At 64.9% G+C, this 19,516-nt stretch carries 19 protein-coding genes; 5 read left to right on the top strand and 14 right to left on the bottom strand.

What is annotated here, in order from left to right; all coding sequences use genetic code 11:
- Positions 1–3: 3 nt before the first annotated feature.
- Positions 4–423: a hypothetical protein gene (locus tag PD284_RS13590; RefSeq protein WP_274628722.1), complete on the bottom strand. Its 420-nt coding sequence runs from the start codon at positions 421–423 to the stop codon at positions 4–6.
- A 9-nt stretch (positions 424–432) separates the two neighbouring features.
- Positions 433–2,607, bottom strand: coding sequence for a TonB-dependent receptor domain-containing protein (locus tag PD284_RS13595; RefSeq protein ID WP_274628723.1), 2,175 nt, complete (start codon positions 2,605–2,607; stop codon positions 433–435).
- A gap of 163 nt (positions 2,608–2,770) precedes the next feature.
- On the opposite strand from PD284_RS13595, the gene hemP reads away from it, so the two are divergent.
- The 5 genes from hemP to PD284_RS13620 are packed head-to-tail and all read left to right on the top strand — an operon-like array spanning position 2,771 to position 6,878.
- A complete protein-coding gene (gene hemP / locus PD284_RS13600) occupies positions 2,771–2,983 on the top strand; it encodes a hemin uptake protein HemP (protein ID WP_274628724.1) in 213 nt (70 codons plus the stop codon).
- An 11-nt stretch (positions 2,984–2,994) separates the two neighbouring features.
- Positions 2,995–4,050: a hemin-degrading factor gene (locus PD284_RS13605; protein ID WP_274628725.1), complete on the top strand. Its 1,056-nt coding sequence runs from the start codon at positions 2,995–2,997 to the stop codon at positions 4,048–4,050.
- Positions 4,051–4,060: 10 nt separating this feature from the next.
- Positions 4,061–4,957: a heme/hemin ABC transporter substrate-binding protein gene (locus tag PD284_RS13610; RefSeq protein WP_274628726.1), complete on the top strand. Its 897-nt coding sequence runs from the start codon at positions 4,061–4,063 to the stop codon at positions 4,955–4,957.
- A gap of 13 nt (positions 4,958–4,970) precedes the next feature.
- Positions 4,971–6,074 (top strand): FecCD family ABC transporter permease, encoded by a 1,104-nt coding sequence (locus tag PD284_RS13615; RefSeq protein WP_274628727.1) that lies wholly within the window; start codon positions 4,971–4,973, stop codon positions 6,072–6,074.
- 12 nt (positions 6,075–6,086) lie between these two features.
- Complete coding sequence (locus tag PD284_RS13620) at positions 6,087–6,878, top strand: heme ABC transporter ATP-binding protein (RefSeq protein ID WP_274628728.1); 792 nt, start codon at positions 6,087–6,089, stop codon at positions 6,876–6,878.
- A gap of 34 nt (positions 6,879–6,912) precedes the next feature.
- On the opposite strand, the gene PD284_RS13625 is transcribed toward PD284_RS13620, so the two are convergent.
- The 12 genes from PD284_RS13625 to folE all read right to left on the bottom strand — a co-directional run bounded on the left by PD284_RS13625 (position 6,913) and on the right by folE (position 19,400).
- Positions 6,913–7,251, bottom strand: coding sequence for a cupin domain-containing protein (locus PD284_RS13625; RefSeq protein ID WP_274628729.1), 339 nt, complete (start codon positions 7,249–7,251; stop codon positions 6,913–6,915).
- Between the two features lie 10 nt (positions 7,252–7,261).
- A complete protein-coding gene (gene kduD, locus PD284_RS13630) occupies positions 7,262–8,026 on the bottom strand; it encodes a 2-dehydro-3-deoxy-D-gluconate 5-dehydrogenase KduD (protein ID WP_274628730.1) in 765 nt (254 codons plus the stop codon).
- A complete protein-coding gene (gene kduI, locus PD284_RS13635; protein WP_274628731.1) occupies positions 8,023–8,871 on the bottom strand; it encodes a 5-dehydro-4-deoxy-D-glucuronate isomerase in 849 nt (282 codons plus the stop codon). Before kduI ends, kduD begins: the two co-directional genes overlap by 4 nt.
- Positions 8,872–8,891: 20 nt before the next feature.
- The gene (locus PD284_RS13640; protein WP_274628732.1) at positions 8,892–9,671 is read right to left on the bottom strand and encodes a FadR/GntR family transcriptional regulator; all 780 of its coding nucleotides are present in this window, start codon (positions 9,669–9,671) and stop codon (positions 8,892–8,894) included.
- A gap of 11 nt (positions 9,672–9,682) precedes the next feature.
- Positions 9,683–10,963 (bottom strand): TRAP transporter large permease, encoded by a 1,281-nt coding sequence (locus PD284_RS13645; RefSeq protein ID WP_274628733.1) that lies wholly within the window; start codon positions 10,961–10,963, stop codon positions 9,683–9,685.
- A gap of 4 nt (positions 10,964–10,967) precedes the next feature.
- Positions 10,968–11,528 carry a TRAP transporter small permease gene (locus PD284_RS13650; RefSeq protein ID WP_274628734.1) on the bottom strand — a complete coding sequence of 187 codons (561 nt, stop codon included), beginning with the start codon at positions 11,526–11,528 and terminating at the stop codon, positions 10,968–10,970.
- 122 nt (positions 11,529–11,650) lie between these two features.
- Positions 11,651–12,628 carry a TRAP transporter substrate-binding protein gene (locus tag PD284_RS13655; protein WP_274628735.1) on the bottom strand — a complete coding sequence of 326 codons (978 nt, stop codon included), beginning with the start codon at positions 12,626–12,628 and terminating at the stop codon, positions 11,651–11,653.
- A 33-nt stretch (positions 12,629–12,661) separates the two neighbouring features.
- Positions 12,662–14,071: a glucuronate isomerase gene (gene uxaC / locus PD284_RS13660; RefSeq protein ID WP_274628736.1), complete on the bottom strand. Its 1,410-nt coding sequence runs from the start codon at positions 14,069–14,071 to the stop codon at positions 12,662–12,664.
- A gap of 272 nt (positions 14,072–14,343) precedes the next feature.
- On the bottom strand, positions 14,344–17,025 hold the full coding sequence (locus PD284_RS13665) for a DNA translocase FtsK (RefSeq protein WP_411956206.1): 2,682 nt from the start codon (positions 17,023–17,025) through the stop codon (positions 14,344–14,346).
- Between the two features lie 179 nt (positions 17,026–17,204).
- Positions 17,205–18,179, bottom strand: a complete 975-nt coding sequence (locus PD284_RS13670; protein WP_274628737.1) for a patatin family protein — start codon at positions 18,177–18,179, stop codon at positions 17,205–17,207.
- A gap of 92 nt (positions 18,180–18,271) precedes the next feature.
- Positions 18,272–18,724 carry a phosphoribosyl-AMP cyclohydrolase gene (hisI, locus tag PD284_RS13675; protein ID WP_274628738.1) on the bottom strand — a complete coding sequence of 151 codons (453 nt, stop codon included), beginning with the start codon at positions 18,722–18,724 and terminating at the stop codon, positions 18,272–18,274.
- 34 nt (positions 18,725–18,758) lie between these two features.
- Entirely contained in the window at positions 18,759–19,400 is a 642-nt protein-coding gene (gene folE, locus PD284_RS13680; RefSeq protein ID WP_274628739.1) for a GTP cyclohydrolase I FolE, read from the bottom strand.
- Positions 19,401–19,516: the final 116 nt, after the last annotated feature.

Genomic DNA, 19,516 nt, shown 5'->3' on the forward strand with positions numbered 1-19,516 from the left:
CCCCTAGACGCCGAACTCGATGACGGCCTTGGAACTGGTCGCGAGCCGGCGCATGCAAGCAGCCGGCTCGACGCCGTCGCCCGTGCAGTCGGTCGCGCTGTTGACCAGCACCCGGGAAACCTTGGCGCAATCGGTCCCGGCGAGTTCGAAGCGCGTCACCTTGGTCTTGCCCTCCGGCAGTTCCTTGAAGTCGAGCACCGTGAGGCGGTCTACGACACCCTGCTCGTTGAAGAGCGCCACCTCGAACGCGGCGCGCGACAATTCCGCGCCGAGCCTGTTGGTGACGACGAAAGTGAGGCGGCAGCCCTTCTCCGAGGACTGCGCGCCGTTGAGTTCCAGAAGCAGGGACGGATTGCCATCCTGCGCCTGCGAAGGCGAGGCGCTGAGCAGCGCTGCGAACAGTAGGGCGATCGTCTGCTTCATCGGTAGCTCCTAGTAGTCGAACTGCTTCGCCAGCGAGATCTTGAACGTCCGCCCGAGCGACCGATCAGTAGACTGGTTGTCGCGATAGTCTTCGTTGAACAGGTTGTCGACGCCGAAGGTGGCCTCGAAGCCCGCCATCGCGCCATCCTGCGGCTTCCAGCTCGCGAACAGGTCGACAGTCTGGTAGGCGCCGGAACCTTCCGTCGTGGGGAACGGCGGCCGCAGAGTGCCGTTCTGGAGATCCGAACTCACCACGCCGGTGTCGATCGACGCGACCAGGTTGAGCTTCGCGCCGAACTCCAGATTGTAGTCCAGCGCCCGGCCGCCGAGGGTCAGCGAGAGCTTGTGCGCCGGTATGGAGTTCAGCGTCTCGCCGGTGTCGTCGTTCTCGCCCTGCAGCGCCGTATAGGCGAGGCGGCTGAACCACTTGTCCGCATCATAGGCGGCCTCGACTTCGACGCCGTAGATCGTCGCGCGATCGACGTTGGAGAAGTAGGTCGGGGGCGGCGTTCCCGCGGGACCGTTCGGGTTCACCACGATCAGGTTCTTGATCTTGTTGTAGAACGCCGTCGTCTTCAGAGCCGCATAGTCGCCTTCCTGGAGAAGGTCGCCGCCCGAAATCGTGAAACCGGCTTCGAAATTGTTGGATTCTTCCTTGTCGAGATTGATGCTTGCCGTCCGTCCGGACGTCGTCGGCGTCGGGGCGCTGTACTGGTAAAGCTCGTCCAGCGTCGGGAAGCGTTCGGTGTGGGCGACCGAGCCGAAGATGCCGAACGTGTCGTTGAACTGGTAGAGCGCCGCGATTTTTGGGGAAAGCGCGAAGTCGTCCACGTCCTCGGCCCCGGCGGCGTCGATCTCAGGCCTTTGCCAGACGAACTCTCCGCGGACGCCCGGGATGATCGTCAGCTTTTCGTTCCAGATGAATTCGTCCTGGACGAAGATGCCCAGGCGCTGGTCGTTGCCCTCGGGATGGGTGCTGATCGGCGCGCCGGTGCCGTTGACGACGCCGGTGCGCTCCTGGTTGCTGTATTGCAGGCCGTAGGTGATGAAATTCTCCCAGTCCTGGCTCGAGAACTCGGACGTGTTCTCGACGCTGGCCTGGAAGGTGCCGTAGCCGTATTTGCCGTTGGCGAAGCCACCGAGCGGCGAGCCTTCCTGATCGACCGTCGTGTCCGAATAGGAAAGCTGGGCCTTGAGATCCAGCCACGGATTGTCGGATGCGGGGTTTTCGTAGCTCAGCACCGCCGTCTTGTCGACGACGTTGCGATCGACCAAGCCGAAGCCGGCGGCCGAGCCGGTCTGATTGTATTCCTGGTCATCTGCGTCGCTTGACCAGTGCTGGTAGGAAGCGCGCAGCACCTGTTCGTTGTTGTCGCCGAAGCGCGCCGTGCCTTTCAGGAGGCCGGACCAGGTGGTGAACTTGGAACCGAGAAGTTCGCGCCCGTCGGCGAGCTCGAAATTGTCCGAACGGCGCCAGTTTCCGGTCGCCAGCACTTCGAGATTGTCATTGAAACGGTGGGCGAGGAGCGGGGAGACCAGGGAGCCGTCACCGTTTGAGTAATAAGCGCTCTTGATGCGGGCCGCACCCGTCATTCCGTCCTTGATGTAGTCGGATGCGTCTTTGGTGGTGAAGTTGATAACGCCGCCCAGCGCGCCCGAGCCGTAGAGCGTCGAGGAGGCAGGGCCGCGCAGCACCTCGACCTGCTTGTAGAGTTCGGGGTCCGAGAAGAACGAACCCATTCGGTATTGCTCGTAGAATTTTTTCACGCCGTCGACGTTGACGATGATCTTCGATTCATCGCCCGAGGTTTCCGCTGTGCCGATGCCGCGAATGTTGAAGGATTCGCCGAGCATCCGGTCGCTGCCGATCGTCGTTACTCCGGGCACGGCGTCGAACATGTCGCCGATCGTTTCGGGCTGGATGCGGTCGATGTCCTCCTGGTCGACCACCGTCACGGCCTGCGGCGTGTCGATCGCCACCTTCTCGACGCCCGCTCCGAGGATAAGGCGCTGAAGCAGCGTCACCCGACCCTTCTTTTCCGTTTCATTCGTCTGCGACGCAGCCTCCTGCGCCTTGGCAGACTGCAACCCCACCATCACGCTCAACGCCGCCCCACCCAGCAGCACCGCTGCGTTTCGCCCAACCAGCCCCATATCCGAACTCCTGATTTCGACTGCATCCACACGCTCGCTCGCACGTGGCTGGCTGGCGTTCCGGCGAGACGTTTAATTCTTGACTCGTTTACTCCGGTATTGCACTCCCTATTAAAGCTGATAATTGGTGTCAAGAATTCACGTGACCATCAACGGCGCGTAGAGGACGGCCCGGGGCAGAAAGGATCGAGGCATGAACACGCACAATCCAAAGAGCTTCCAGTTTCGCTATCACCGGGCGCCTGAGTCGGTTTCGTACCGGCCGGTCGCAAGTCACGTCGCGGTGCGCACGCTTTCCAGCGATTCTCTTTTCCAACAGGGCGAGCATGAGATCGGCATCGCCCACGGCGAGTCGCTCTACCGCCTGAAGATCACCCGTCAGGGCAAGCTCATTCTCAACAAATAGGTAGTTTCCTCATGGACCAGCGTGTGAAGCCGGCGCCGCACGAGATCGTGCGGGCCCGGAGTGAGAACCCGAAGATGCGCGAGCGCGACCTCGCGTTGCAGCTAGGCGTCTCCGAGGCCGAACTTGTCGCGGCGCATTGCGGCGACGGCGTCCTGCGCATCGAGCCGAACGTCAACGTACTGCTCGGCGGGATCGAGGCGGTCGGCGAGGTTATGGCGCTGACGCGCAATGACAGCGCGGTGCACGAGAAGATCGGCGTTTACGACAAGGTCGTCGCCGGCGAGCATAACGCCATGGTGCTGGGCGAGCAGATCGACCTGCGCATCTTCCCCAAGGCATGGGCATGCGGTTTTGCTGTCGAGAAGCGCGACGGTGACGAAGTTCGCCGCAGCCTGCAGTTTTTCGATGAGGCAGGTGACGCCGTGCACAAGGTGCATCTGCGTCCCGCCTCCGATCTCGACGCCTATCGGGAACTGGTGTCGAAGCTCGTCAGCGCCGAACAGGGTCGCACCCTGGACACAGTCGCCATCGAGCCTGAGGTGGAGGCGGACGCCAGCGCGGCGAGCGCGGACGATCTGCGCGAGCGCTGGAGCCGCCTGACCGACGTGCACCAGTTCTTCGGCATGCTGAAGACGCTCAAGCTCGGCCGCCAGCAAGCGGTGCGTATGGTCGGGCCTGACTATGCGTGGCGGCTGACGCCCGATTCCGTGACGGCAATGCTGAACCATGCGGCCCAGGACGCCCTGCCGATCATGTGCTTCGTCGGCAATCGCGGCTGCATCCAGATCCATTCCGGCCCGGTCGCCAACATCAAGCCGATGGGGCCGTGGATCAACGTGCTCGACGAGACCTTCCACATGCATCTGAGGACCGACCACATCGTCGAGGCCTGGGGCGTGCGCAAGCCCACCAAGGAAGGGCACGTCACCTCCATCGAGGCCTATGGGGCGGACGGCAAGATGATCGTCCAGTTCTTCGGCCAGCGGAAGGAAGGCCAGGACGAGCGCGAAGGCTGGCGCTTTCTGGTCGAGAACCTGCCGCGCATCCCGGACGTCGCGGCTGCCTAGGAACACCATGATGTCGATCAGAACCCCCGCGTGCAGCTTGCGTATTCTCGCACTTGCGGCCACCGCGCTGCTTGCTGCCGCGAGCAGCGGCCACGCAAACGAGACCACCGTCCTCCCGGACACCTCCCGCGTCGCTTCCATCGGCGGCGCGATCACCGAGATCGTCTATGCGCTCGGCGAGGAGAAGAAGCTGGCGGCGCGCGATTCCACCAGCGTCTATCCAGAAGCCGCGCTGGGCCTGCCCGATGTCGGCTATATGCGCCGGCTGTCGCCGGAAGGCGTGCTGTCGGTGAACCCGACGGGCATCTTGGCGCTGCAGGGAAGCGGCCCGAAGGAGACGATCGACGTTCTCAAGAAGGCCAGCGTTCCCTATGTCGAAATCGAGGAAAGCTGGGACCACGCCGGCATCGTGGAGCGGATCCGCGCCGTCGGCCAGGCGATCGGCGCGCCGGCGAAGGCCGAGGAACTCGCACTGAAGGTCGACGGCAAGCTCAAGCAGGCCGAAGACCTCACGGCGGGCGTCAAGGAGCGCAAACGTGTCCTGTTCATCCTGTCCATGCAGGGCGGCAAGATTCTCGCGTCGGGCAGCAACACCGCGGCCAACGGCATCATCGAGCTTGCGGGCGCAGTCAATGCCGTCGAGGGATATGAAGGCTATAAGCAGCTCACCGACGAAGCCGCCATCGCCGCCAGGCCGGATGTGATCCTGATGATGGTGCGAGGCGGGGAGCATGACAGCCTCGGAGCCGATCTCTTCGCGCACCCGGCAATCGCCGGCACGCCGGCGGGGCAGGAGAAGAAGCTGATCAAGATGGACGGCGCGTATCTGCTCGGGTTCGGCCCACGCACCGCCGACGCCATCACCGAGCTCGCGCACTCGCTCTATGGCGACCAGGTCAAGGATTGAGCGGGCGGCAGTCATGGTGGATCACTCCGGAGCCGCGACGCTGGGCGCGTTGAAGCGCATCCCCGCGGAGGGCGACCGTTCCGTTCGTGCGCGCGGCGTCATCGCCGGGCTGGCGCTTCTGCTCTGTGTCACGGCGTTGTTCAGCCTGACTGCCGGCGCTTCCGACGCGTCGGCCGTGGCCGTGCTGACTGGCTGGCTGTCGGGGACGGCTCGGGACGCCGCTCTCTCGGCGCGCGATCACATCATCGTCTACGACATAAGGCTCCCGAGAATCGTGCTCGGCATGCTGGTTGGCGCAGGGCTCGCCGTTTCCGGCGCGGTCATGCAGGGGTTGTTCCGCAACCCGCTTGCCGATCCCGGCCTGGTCGGGGTCTCCGCCGGCGCGAGTCTGGGGGCGGTATCCGTCATCGTGCTGGGGGGCACGGTACTGGCGCCGATGGTGCAGGCGCTGGGCAGCTATGCACTGCCCGTATCAGCCTTCCTCGGCGGCCTCGCGGTCACCATCGTCCTCTACCGGGTGTCGACGCGGCAGGGACGCACGTCGATCGCCACGATGCTCCTGGCGGGCATTGCGCTCGCCGCACTGGCCGGGGCGCTGACGGGCATCCTCGTCTTTGTGGCCGACGACCGCCAGCTGCGCGATCTCACCTTCTGGCAGCTCGGCTCGCTCGCCGGCGCGACCTGGACGAAAATCGGGGCCTCTGCGCCGATCATCGTGCTGGGCCTTGCCGCCAGTCCGTTCCTGGCGCGCGGGCTCAACGCGCTGGCGCTGGGCGAGGCGACGGCCGCCCATCTCGGCGTACCGGTGCAGCGCCTGAAGCACGTCGCCATCGTCATGGTGTCGGCGGTCGTCGGCGCCTCGGTGGCGGTGAGCGGCGGCATCGGCTTCGTCGGAATCGTCGTTCCGCACCTGCTGCGGCTCGCGATCGGACCCGACAACCGCTACTTGCTGCCGGCCTCCGCACTGCTTGGCGCGATCCTGCTGCTCATCGCCGACGCCATCAGCCGCACCATCGTCGCACCCGCAGAGCTGCCCATCGGCATCGTCACCGCGGCGGCCGGGGCGCCGTTCTTCCTGTGGATACTGCTGCGCAAGCGCGGCGTGATCGATCTCTGAAAGGCGCCAGCCATGATCTCCGCACGCGGAATCGACGTCTCAATCGGCCGAAGCCGGATCCTCTCCGGCATCGACTTCGATGCGAAGGCGGGCGAGGTCACCGCGATCGTCGGGCCGAACGGTTCCGGCAAGACGACCTTCCTGCGGGCGCTCTCGGGGGATGTCTCCTATCACGGGGAGGTCACCATCAACGGGAGCGAGATCCGCAGCCTGAAACCCTGGCAAGCGGCGGCGATGCGGGGCGTGCTGCCGCAGCAGACGGTGCTCAGCTTTCCGTTCACCGTGCGCGAGGTGGTGCGCCTCGGGCTGGTCGGCGGCCGCTCGGGCGCATTGGCGGGGGAAGAGGAGCGCCTGCCGGAGCGGGCGCTGGCGAGGGTCGATCTCGGCGGCTTTGCCGCGCGCTTCTACCAGGAGCTTTCCGGCGGCGAGCAGCAGCGCGTGCAGCTTGCACGCGTGCTCTGCCAGGTCTGGGCCCCGGTGCTGGAGGGCAAGCCGCGCTACCTGTTCCTCGACGAGCCGGTCTCGAGCCTCGACATCAAGCATCAGCTGATCATCATGGACATCGCGCGCGACTTCGCGAGGCGTGGCGGCGGCGTCATCGCCATCCTGCACGATCTCAACCTGACCGCCATGTATGCCGACCAGGTGTTCGTCATGCACCGGGGCAAGCTTGCGGCGGCAGGCTCGCCTCGCGAGGTGATGACGGACGACCTGTTCGCACGCGTGTTCGACTGCCCGCTGCGGGTCGGCGCGCTGCCGGCGGCAAACGCCCCGTTCGTGCTGCCGCAGTCGGTCGCGATGTGAGATTAGCCTCTTGCGCCCCGCCTATTGGGGGGGCTCACTCCAGGAAATCGGCCCGGTGCGGGGCAAAGCTGTCGACCAGCCGTCCTGCCTCGAGCGCCTTGACGCCGTGGACGAGGTTTGACGGCACGATGAACGCCCCGCCCTTGCCGATGGTCGCCGTCTTGCCATCGATCGTGATCTCGAAGAGCCCCTCTGCGACATAGCTCGCCTGCACGTGCGGATGCGAATGCAGGGCGCCGACGCCACCCTTCTCGAAGGCGAACTCGACCATCATCAACTCGTCCGTATGGAGAACGACCCGGCGGCGATTGCCGTCCGGAGTCGGGGTCCATTCGCCGGAGCCGGGTGGAGAGAAGAGATTCGTGTCAGTCATGTCGCTTCCTTTATCTGGCCAGCCAGCCGCCGTCGACCGCAATGGTCGCGCCGTGCATGTAGGCGGAGGCGGGGGCAAGCAGGAATACTGCGGTATCGCCGATATCGTCGGGCGTGCCCCAGCGACCCGCCGGTATGCGCGCCAGGATCGATGCGCTGCGGTCGGCGTCGGCGCGCAGCGCCTCGGTATTGTTGGTGACCACGTAGCCCGGGGCGATCGCGTTTACGTTGATGCCCTGCGGCGCCCATTCGCAGGCGAGCGCCCGGGTGATGCCGAGCACACCGTGCTTCGAGGCGGTGTAGGACGCGACGCGGATGCCTCCTTGGAAGGACAGGACCGATGCCACGTTGACGATACGGCCCTCGCGTTTCTCCGCAAGAGCAAGTCGTGCGAAGGCCTGGCACAGGAAGAAGGTGCTCTTCAGGTTGACGTCGATCACGTCGTCCCAGTTCTCCTCGGAGAACTCGGCCGCATCCTGCCGGCGAATGATGCCGGCATTGTTGACCAGTCCGTCCAGTGGCCCCGGTCCAGACCACGTGTCGTCGAGCATCGCCTGCGCGGCCTTATGGTCCGAAAGATCGCAGTGGACCGCTTTGAATGGCGCGCCGAGCGCGCTCATTCCGGCCGCGGTCTCATCCATTGCGGAGCGACCGACGCCGATCACGCTGCCGCCCGCGCGGCCGATGGCAAGGCAAATGCCCTGGCCGATGCCGGTGTTCGCGCCGGTGACCAGGACCCGTCGTCCCTCGAGGTTGAATGAGGATGCCATGCTCAACGCAGCTCTCCGATCGCGACGGGGTCCACGTCGGTGTAGTCGACATTGTCGCCGGCCATCGCCCAGATGAAGGCGTAGTTCGAGGTCCCGCAGCCGGAATGGATCGACCAGCCGGGCGACAGCACCGCCTCCTCGTTGGCGACGACGATGTGACGGGTCTCGTCCGGCTCGCCCATGAGATGCAGCACGCGGGCTTCTTCGGGCAAGCTGAAGTAGAGGTAGGCCTCCATCCGCCGGTCATGTACGTGGCACGGCATGGTGTTCCAGACGGAACCCGGCGCAAGTTGCGTCATGCCGACGACGAGCTGGCAGGTTTTCACGCCCTCCGGATGGATGAACTGGAAGATCGAGCGCTCGTTGGACGTCGCCTGGCTGCCGAGGTCGATCCGCTTGGCGTCGCCGATGCGGATGACCTTGATGGGATGCGGCTGATGGGCTGGTGCGCTGAGCAGGTAGAACTTCGCCGGCTCGTGACTGTCCTCGGACTCGAAGGCGACGTCCTTTACGCCCATGCTGATATAGATCATGTCCCGGTTCGCGAGCGCGTGCCGTTCGTCGCCCGCCGTGACGACGCCCGGCCCGCCTATGTTGACCGCGATCAGCTCGCGGCGGTCGAGGAAGCTCTTTGTCCCGGTTGGCTTGATCGCCTCGAGGGGCAGGGCCGAGCCCGAGGGCATCGCGCCGCCGACGATCATGCGGTCGTAGTGCGTGTAGACGAGCGTCACGCGGCCGGCACGAAAAAGCTCCGGTATGTGGAAATGGCTACGCAACTCGTCCGTACCCATGGCGGCGGCGGCCTGCGGATCGATGGCGTAGCGGGACGTGTAGTCTGTCGCGTGATGCATGGCGGTCTTTCTTTGATTCGCTATGGTGATGCCGCGGCGGCGGGCACGGTCGCCGCAAGGTAGTCGGACTGCTGGCTCACCAGCCGCGTCCGGTAGCGGTCCTGGGCTGCGTTGAGATGAGCCCGCATCGCGCTTCGCGCCCCGTCCGGATCGCCTCCTGAAATCGCCTCCAGGATGCGCAGGTGCTCGCGCTGGAGACCAGTGAGATACTCGAGCGACAGCACCTCGACGGTGTACCAGGGCGAACTGCGGTCGCAGGGAATGGTGCGGTCGCCGAGCGCGTCGAGAATCTCGACGTAGAAGGGGTTGTTGGTGGCCGCGGCGATCTCGCGATGAAAGGCGAAGTCGGCCTTTCCGGTCGGCTCGCCGAGCTTCAGCAGCCTCTCGAACTCGAAAAAGGCTTCTTGGATGCGGGCCTCCTGGGCGGCGTTGCGCCGCACGGCCGCAAGCGCCGCGCTCTCGATCTCGATGCCCATGCGCACCTCGAGCACGTTGATGGCCTGGCTGACCTTGCTGATCTGCTGGTTGAGGGAGCCAAAGGCGAGGCTTGGATGCTCGAGCACGAAGACTCCGGCGCCCTGCCGCGGCGCGACGAGACCATCCGCCGAGAGGCTGGCGATCGCCTCGCGGATCACCGTGCGCGAGACACCGAACATCTCGGTGAGGCGGCTTTCGGTGGGAAGCTTCTGGCCGGGCGCGAACTCGCCCGCCAGCACCTTGCTACGTAGCGCCGCCACGACCCGCTCCGAGAGCTTCGGTTTCCTTTCGGTCTTGAGTTCTTCTGCAACGTCGAGAGTCATGATTCGGGGTTCTACCTGAAGACGCCCGGAAGCCACAGCGAGAGGGCCGGTATGTAGGTGACGAGGCCAAGCACGACCAATCCCGCGCCATAGAAGGGCCAGATCGAGCGCATCGCCTCCCATACGGTGATCTTGCCGACAGCGCAGGCGACGAATTGCACGGCGCCGACGGGCGGCGTGTTCAGTCCGATGCCGAAGTTGAGGATCATGATGACCCCGAAATGCACCGGATCGATGCCGTAGGCCTGTGCGACCGGCAGGAAGATCGGCGTGGTGATGATGATGGTCGGCCCCATGTCCATGAAGGTGCCAAGCACCAGCATCAGCACGTTGATGAGCAGGAGGATGACGATCGGGTTCTCGGAGATCGTGTTCATCCAGGCGACGAGCGAGGCGGGCACCTTGAGGAACGCCATCAGCCAGGAAAAGGCCGCGGCCGTGCCGATGATGAGCAGCACCATCGCCGTGGTGCGTACTGCGCCGTGGGTGGCATGGACGAAATCCCCCCAGCTCATCTGCCGGTAGACCACCAGTGTCACCAGCAGCGCGTAGATCACTGCGATGCAGGAGCTTTCCGTGGCCGTGAACACGCCGGAGCGGACGCCGCCGAAGATGATGGCGATGAGCAGCAGTCCCGGCACGGCAACCGCGCCGAGATGGAGCACCGCCATGAGACCTGGAAACGGCTCGGTCGGATAGCCGCGCTGGCGCGCCACGATGTAGGCCGTCATCATCAACGCTGCTGCGAGCAACAGGCCGGGAATGATGCCGGCGGTGAACAGGTCGGCGATCGAGATCTTGCCGCCCGCCGAGATGGAATAGATGATCATGTTGTGCGAGGGCGGCAGCAGCAGCGCGATCAGCGCCGCCATGGACGTCACGTTGACCGCATAGTCGGCGCCATAGCCGCGCGCTTTCATTTGCGGGATCATCAGGCCGCCGACGGCCGCAGCCTCCGCTACCGCCGAGCCGGAAATGCCACCGAACAGTGTTGCGGTGGCGATGTTCACCTGACCCAGCCCGCCGCGCAGATGGCCGACGATCGATCCGGCAAAGGCGACGATCTTGCTGGCGATGCCGCCGCGGACCATCAGGTCTCCGGCATAGATGAAGAAGGGAATGGCGAGCAGCGAGAACACGCTCATGCCCGAGTTGAGCCGCTGGAAGACCACCAGGGGCGGCAGGCCCATGTAGAGTACGGTCGCGAAGCTGGCGACGCCGAGGCAGAAGGCGATCGGCGTGCCGATCAACATGAGCGCGGTGAAGACGCCGAAGAGTATCCAGAGTTCCATGCGCTCAGGCCTTCACGTTTGCTGTGTCGAGTTCTGCGGCGACCTCCGCCGGAGGCGCCTCGTCCAGCACGTCGTCGATCGGCTCGCCGGCGAGCCGCAACACGATCCGTTCGAGGGTGAACAGCACCACCAGCACGCCGCCGGCGACAAGGGGCACGTAGTCCCAGCCTCCCGAAATGCCGAGGGATGGCAGCACCGAGCTCCAGGTCAGCGCGACGAGTTGCGCCCCGTACCAGATCATGCCGATGCCGAAGGCCAGCACGAGGACGTCGGAGATCATCCTCAGCCACTTCTTGCCGCCTTTCGGAAGCACGTAGAGAAGTACGTCGAAGCCGAGATGATAGTTTTCGCGTACACCGACGGCAGCGCCGAGGAAGATGAACCAACTCATGAGCATCACCGAGCCGGGTTCCGTCCAACTCGGCGACCGGTTCAGCACATAGCGGCCGAACACCTGCCAGGCGACGAAGGCCGTCATCAGGACGAGCCCCATGCCCGCGAGCCAGAGGGACAGCGTGCTAACGCGGCCGAGAAGATTTGCGGTGCTTTTCAGGCGGTCCGACATGTTGGAGTCCCTGCTGTGCGTTGGCGAACGGCGGCTCCGCCGACCCTTCTCCCCGACCTTTGCGGGGACAGGTAAGTGGGAGGGGCGGGTGCAAGACTATTTGCACGCCGCCCGCTCTGCCTTCACTGTACCGCGCGGACGGCTTCCACGAGCGACTTGAGCTTGTCGTCCTTGACGTGCTTCTCGTAGACGGGGCCCATGGCGTCGATGAAGGGCTGCTTGTCCGGCGTCGTGATCTGCGAGCCGGCTGCTTCCACCTTGGCGCGCGATTCCTTCACCTTGGCCGTCCACAGCTCGCGCTGCTTGGCGACGCTCTCCTTGGCCGCCGCCTTGAAGATCGCCTGGTCCTCAGGGGTCAGCTTGTCCCAGCTGGACTTTGCCATGACGAAGGCTTCCGGCACCATGGTGTGCTCGTCGAGCGAATAGAACTTGGCGACCTCTGAATGCTTGGCGGTGTCGTAGCTCGGGAAGTTGTTCTCGGCGCCGTCGATGACGCCGGTTTCTATTGCCGAATAGACCTCGCCATAGGGCATCGGCGTGGCGTTCGCGCCGAGTGCGGCCACCATGTCGACGAAGATGTCCGACTGGATGACGCGGAACTTCATGCCGGCGAGGTCGGCGAGCGAATTGATCGGCTTCTTGGAATTGTAGAAGGAACGGGCGCCACCGTCATAGAAGGCGAGCAGCACCAGGCCGTGCGGCTCGAAGGCGGCCGCGATCTGGTCGCCGACCGCGCCGTCCATCACCTTGTGCATGTGCTCTTCCGAACGAAACAGATAAGGCAGGGAGGGAACCGTGGTCTCGGGAATGAGGCCGTTGAACGGGGCCATCGACACGCGGTTGAGGTCGATCACTCCCGAGCGGACCTGCTCGATCGTGTCCTTTTCCTCGCCGAGCTGGGCTGAATGATACACCTCGACGGCGTAGCGGCCCTGGGTACGCTCCTTCACCAGATCGCCGAAGTACTTCACCGCCTCGACTGTCGGGTAGCCGTCCGGATGGGTGTCAGAGGAGCGCAGTACGGTCTGTGCGCTCGCCACGCCGGCCATCAATGCGGCAGCGACCAGCGTGGCCCCCGCCAGTTTCGAAAGATGCATCATGGTTTCCTCCCGTTCGATGCAGACTTCAGATTGTCAGAGCCGATACGCCTTCTTGGCGAGCGTATAGGCCAGTTCCCTTGCGACCTCGTGGGCCTCGTCGATCCTCAGCCGGTGTTCCGAGACCAGGCGCGCGAGGAACGAACAATCGACCCGCCGCGCCACGTCGTGGCGGGCGGGAATGGATGGAAAGGCGCGGGTGTCGTCGTTGAAGCCGACCGTATTGTGGAAGCCCGCGGTCTCGGTGGTCATCTCCCGGAACCGCCGCATACCTTCAGGGCTGTCGTGGAACCACCATGCGGGCCCCAGCTTCAGCGCCGGATAGACGCCGGCAAGCGGAGCGAGTTCACGCGCATAGCTGGACTCGTCCAGCGTGAAGGCTACCACCGTCAGATCCGGCTCGAGGCCCACGCGGTCGAGCAGCGGCTTCAGCGCGGTGATGTAGTCGGTGCGGGTCGGAATATCGAAACCCTTGTCGCGGCCGAAGGCGCGCAGCATCGCGGGCGAGTGATTGCGCCAGGAGCCGGGATGGATCTGCAGCACCAGGCCATCGTCTAAGCTCATCTTGGCCATCTCGGTGAGCATCTGAGCCCGGAACAGCCTACGCTCGCGCTCCTCGCTGGAGCCTCGCCGGATTCGGTTGAACAGCTCGTTGGCCGCCGCGTCGGACAGGTTTGCGGTCTCGGCTGTCGGGTGGCCATGGTCGCTCGAGGTCGCGCCGAAACTCTTGAAGAAGGCGCGGCGCTGGCGGTGCGCATCGAGATAGCCGGCCCATGTTTCGGTATCGCATCCGGTGATCTCGCTGAGACGATCAAGATTGTCGAGAAAACCTTCGAAGTCGGGATCGACGACCGAATCGGGCCGGTAGGCGGTGACGACGCGTCCCTCCCAGCCGCTCTCGCGGATCTCTCTGTGGTATCGCAGGTCGTCGAGCGCGCCGTCGGTGGTGGCAATCACCTCGATATTGAAGCGCTTGTAGAGCGCGCGCGGGCGGTAGCTGTCGTTCTGCAGCAGAGAGGCGATGGTGTCGTAGGCGTCGTCGGCCGTCTCGGCCGACAGCGGACGGTCGATCTCAAACAGGTCGGAGAGCACGAAGTCGAACCAGAGCCGTGTCGGCGTGCCGCGGAACAGATAGTAGTTTTCCGCGAAACGCCGCCAGATCCTGCGGCCGTCGGCCTCCACCGGCGCACCGTCGAGCCGCGGCACGCCAAGATCTTCCAGCGGCACGCCCTGGCTGAAGAGCATGCGGAAGATATAGTGGTCCGGCACGATGAGGAGTTGCGCCGGATCGGCGAACGGCTCGTCCAGCGCATACCAGCGGGGATCGGTGTGGCCATGAGGGCTCACGATCGGAAGGCTCTTCACCTCGGAGTAGAGTTCGCGCGCAATGGCGCGGACGCCGGGTTCGGCCGGAAACAGAACATCATCGGCGATCAATGCGCCCATCGTTCCAGCCTGTCCTCCCAAAACATGGCCAGACAACGGTAGATGCGACAACCAAGGGATGTCAACATACAAAAATCTTCATGTTGTATGATGACTTTGCATGCAGCCTGACGCCCACGGATCGTGCAGCCGAGGACGCGGGCTACGCGGCGTGCAGGGCGCGCCGGTGAACCGCCGCGCTGCTGCGCGCCTCCCGAGGCGCGCTAGCAAATATGAACCTCGTTCCGGGGAGCCCCGGGGGAGGGGACCGCGCCGGTGCGCGGTCGGGAGGTCTACTCGGCCTTGCCCATGATGATCTCGCGCTTGCCGACATGGTTCGGCGGGCCGACGAGGCCTTCCTTCTCCATGCGTTCCACGAGCGAGGCGGCGCGGTTGTAGCCGATGCCGAGCCGCCGCTGGATGTAGGAGGTGGAGCACTTCTTGTCGCGCAACACCACTTTCACCGCCTCGTCGTAGGTCGTGTCGCCGTCCTCCGACGCCACGGCGCCCTTGTCGAAGACGGGGCCGTGATCGGCCTCGGCCTCCTCTTCCTCCTCGTCGGCGGTCACCGTCTCCAGATATTCCGGCCGGCCCTGCGTCTTGAGGTGGGTGACGACTTGCTCGACCTCTTCGTCCGACACGAAGGGGCCGTGGACGCGCACGATGCGGCCGCCGCCTGCCATCTGCAGCATGTCACCCTGGCCGAGCAACTGCTCCGCGCCCTGCTCGCCGAGAATGGTGCGGCTGTCGATCTTCGAGGTGACCTGGAAGGAGATGCGCGTCGGGAAGTTCGCCTTGATCGTGCCGGTGATGACGTCGACCGATGGGCGCTGCGTCGCCATGATGAGATGGATGCCGGCGGCGCGCGCCATCTGCGCGAGGCGCTGGATCGCGCCTTCGATCTCCTTGCCGGCGACCATCATCAGGTCGGCCATCTCGTCGACGATGATGACGATGTAAGGCATCGGCGCGAGGTCGATCTCCTGCTCCTCGAAGAGCGGCTCGCCGGTGCCCTTCTCGAAGCCGGTCTGGACCGACATGGTGACGATCTCGCCCTTGTCGCGGGCGGCGGCTGCGCGCTGGTTGTAGCCGTCGATGTTGCGGACGCCGAGGCGGGCCATCTTGCGATAGCGGTCCTCCATCTCGCGCACGGCCCACTTGAGGGCGGTCACCGCCTTCTTGGAATCGGTGACCACGGGCGTCAGCAGATGCGGAATGCCGTCATAGATCGACAGCTCCAGCATCTTGGGATCGACCATAATGAGCCGGCACTCTTCGGGCTTAAGCCGGTAGAGCAGGGACAGGATCATGGTGTTGATGGCGACCGACTTGCCCGATCCGGTGGTGCCGGCGACGAGCAGGTGGGGCATCTTCGCGAGTTCGGCGATGACCGGTTCGCCGCCGATCGTCTTGCCGAGGCAGAGCGCCAGCTTGCAACTCGTGTTGCGGAAGCCGTCGGCCTCGATCAGCTCGCGGAAATAGACCGTTTCGCGCGTCTCGTTCGGCAATTCGATGCCGATGACGTTGCGGCCGGGCACGACGGCGACGCGCGCCGACACGGCCGACATGGAGCGCGCGATGTCGTCGGCCAGGCCGATCACGCGCGAGGACTTGACGCCCGGCGCGGGCTCGAACTCGTAGAGCGTGACGACCGGACCCGGCCGTACATGGATGATCTCGCCGCGCACGCCAAAGTCCTCAAGCACGCTTTCGAGCAGATCGGCGTTTTGCTCCAGCCGCTCCTGCGACATGTAAAAACCCTGTCCAACCGGCGGGTTCTGCAGGAGTTCTTCCGAGGGAAGCTCGTAATCGTCGCCGTCGCTGAACTGAACGATTCTCGCTGCGGCCGGCTTCGGCGAAGCACTGCGTGCGGCGACGGGCGGCATGGTGATGTCGACCCTCGAGGCCTTGGGCTCCCGGGCCGCGTTGTCATTCTCGGCTGGTGCGGCGGTCGCGCCTTGCGATGAGGCTGTGCTGGCTTCCGGCTCGGGTGCGACAGCAGCTTCGGGGGAAGCGCATGGAGCCGGCTCGTCCACCGGCGCAGGGGAGGGCTGCGCTCCGGAACGGCATTCGATGACCCGGAACATCGATGTGATTTCAGCGACGGCCGGTCGGGCGCGCATCGGTCTGACGGCGACGGCTGGCATTCGGCCCGCCGTGGGAGCCGGCGGGTCCGTGCGAACCGGCGCCGGATCATCCGAAGCGTCGAGCGTCATGCACTCGAAGAATGCGTGGTCTGACAGATATGGCCAGCGTGGGCCGCTCGCATCCGGCGGCGCAGCACCGACTTTCGTGTCGGCAGCTGACTGCGTGGCAATCGACCTTGCTCCGTTCGTAGCGGTCGTCGTTGCGGCGACGCCTTTCGAATCCGGCGCGGGGGTTGATGCGGCTCTCACTGACGGCGCGCGGACTTGCGCTGGCGGGGTTTGCACCGTGGGCCGAGCCACGGCAGCGGTTCGATCCACATACGGCGCCTGCGGCGCGGGAGCTGGCGCAACCACGTTCCTCGGCGCAGCGTCTTTCGTGGCTTCCTGCGTCGGCCGGGCGCTGGCTGAGCTTTGCTCCGCAACGGCGGGGCTGTCGGTCGCCCGCTCAGGCCTCGGGATCTCGCTGTCGGGGGTCCGGGTGAAGCGGACATTCGGTGCGAGGAAGAAGTAATTCTGCCACGTGGGGAAGTCGAATTGGCCTGCGACAGCAGAAACGTCGCGTGAAGCGCTGCCTGCAAGGATGCGGCGTTTGAGGCGGGCGCGCTCCGCTTCGAGCGGGCTGACGGCCGCCTGGGTGAATACCCTTGCCTCCGTCTTCAGCGGCCAGTCAGGCATTGCAGGCTGGGTTGGCTGTGCCTTCGTCTCCGAAGCGGCGGTCGATTCGGGCTGGTCGGCTCCGCGCGGAGCGATGCCCAGGTCGCCGAAGGGATCAGCCTCCTCCTCGTCATACGGAACCAGATTGGAGAAATTGGCGCGCGGAAAATTCATGGATTCTACACTCGAGACTCGGCGGTGAGCACCTGTCGAGAAATAGGAAGCGACTGGTTAACAGTTCCTTCCCGTGGGGCGCTTCGGTGGTCGATTAGCCACTGTCACGATGTCTCGGACATGGAGCGCCGGGTAGGCGGCTGAACACCCGCCGGATACGCTCGGTCGGTGGCTGCGCCCTACGCCAGCACCGTTTGCAGGCGCTTCAGGTCCTGGATGTGGGCCATCGTCGTCTCGTAGCCGACGCGGATCGATTCGTCGGCCCGATGGAATTCCGACAGGCCCACATGGCTGAGTCTCGGATGCAGCGACATGTCGGGCGGGTCGCCCGCAAGCCGTGCGCGCGCAATGCGGTCCTGGATGATGTTGAACGATTCGACCATCACGCCGGTTATGCCCAGCCGGGTCTCGCGATTGGCGGCCTCCTCGTTGTCCGGGCGCGGATGCGCCGGGGCATCGTGTTCCACCACCAGTTCGCCGGCGCTGTGCTTGACCACGGCGGCGCGCCCGAACAGGTCGTAATGGAGGTTCACGGCCACCACCAGCGGCTGCTCGTGTGCCCTGCAAACCGAGACCGGTACCGGGTTGACCAGCGCGCCGTCGACCAGCACGCGCTTGTTGCAGACGACCGGTTCGAACACGCCGGGCAGGGCATAGGAGGCGCGCATCGCGGTGATCAGTGAGCCGCTCTGCACCCAGATCTCGTGGCCCGTGCGGATTTCGGTGGCGACACAGACGAACGGTTTCGGCAGGTCCTCGAAGCGCAGACCGTTGATATGTTCCTGCATGCGCTGGGTCAGCTTCATGCCGCCAAGCAGTCCGCTGCCGCGAAGATTGAAGTCGAGCAGGCCAAACAGCCGCCGTTTGGTCAGGCTACGGGCAAAATCCTCCAGGACGTCAAGCTTGCCTGCCAGATAACAACCGCCGACCAGCGCCCCGATCGAGGTGCCGGCGATCATGTTTATCTCGATCCCCGCCTCGTCCAGCGCGCGCAGGACGCCGATGTGCGCCCAGCCGCGGGCGACGCCGCCGCCCAAAGCCAGCGCAATGCCCGATTTCTTCGGTGGTTCCGCCGCGGCCGATCCTCCGGCGGCCGAACGGCCCTGGGCCTCGCGAAGGCCATCCCTGCCGTACATAGACGCCCATTCGAGCATCTCTGTCTCCCGTGTCCTACTCCTGATCGTAGTGCTGCGACGTATCGAAAAGGTGAACGCGCCGAATCACTCGACCCCGGAAGTCCCCAGGATCATTCGCCGTATGTGGCCGCCGGGTCGAAGAGCGTCGCGCTGCCATCGCTCTTCAGGACTGCGGCGTCGCCTTCCACTGCGACGATCCGATAGAAGCAAGAACGTCGGCCCGTGTGACAGGTTGCGTGGTCACCCTCGACATTTACGCTGATCCAGACGGCGTCCTGGTCGCAATCCGTGCGCATCTCCACCACACGCTGAAAATTCCCGGAGGTTTCGCCCTTCTTCCACAGCGCCCGGCGCGACCGCGACCAATAATGGGCGATGCCGGTCTCGAGCGTGAGCGCCAGCGCTTGCGCGTTCATGTGGGCGACCATCAGCAGATGTCCGTCGCCCGCGTCGGTCACGACCGCGGTGACGAGGCCATGCGCATCGAAGCGTGGCGAGAAGGCCGCGCCTTCCTCGAGTTCACGCTTGTCGGTTGGGGCGTCCGGAAAATTGATCAAAGGCATTGCCGGTCCGTGGTCGAGTACCGGCAGCTGCCGGTCATGAGGTGGGCGCGGCGCAGCGCACCATGGTCACGAAGCGCACCTGCTCCTCGGGGCTGTCGCGGAAGGCGCCCGTAAAGGTGGAGGTCAGCGTCGTCGAGCCCTGCTTGCGGATGCCGCGCATCGCCATGCACATATGCTCGGCTTCGACCATCACGGCAACCCCGCGCGGGTTGAGCACGTCCTGGATGACATTGGCGACCTGTGCCGTCATGGCCTCCTGGGTCTGCAGCCGGTGGGCGAAGATGTCGACAACCCGCGCGATCTTCGATAGGCCGACCACCTTGCCGTCGGGCAGGTAGGCGACATGGGCGCGGCCGATGATAGGCACCATGTGGTGCTCGCAATGCGAGTGGAACTTGATGTCCTTGACCAGCACCAGGTCGTCGTAGCCGGCAACCTCCTCGAAGGTGCGCCCGAGTTCCTCGGCCGGACACATGTCATAGCCGCCATACATCTCGCGAAAAGCCTTGGCGACGCGCTTCGGCGTATCGATGAGTCCTTCCCGATCGGGATTGTCGCCAGTCCAGCGGAGGAGCGTGCGCACTGCCGCCTCCACCTCCGCCTGCGATGGTCTGTCTGTTACCGGCTTGTCCATATAGGACGCGGAGGGCATCAGTTTCTTGGCAACGGCGTCCATAAGGCGTCTCCCGTAGTTCCCCTCTCACAGTTCGGGGGAACGAGTTGAACGGACCGCCTTTTCCCGGATCCTCGGAAAAATCAATGGGAAGCGGCATTTTTGCTCTCGCGCAGCCT

Origin of the sequence: Mesorhizobium shangrilense, assembly GCF_028826155.1 — a bacterium.
In the GTDB taxonomy this organism is placed as follows: Bacteria; Pseudomonadota; Alphaproteobacteria; order Rhizobiales; family Rhizobiaceae; genus Arvimicrobium; species Arvimicrobium flavum.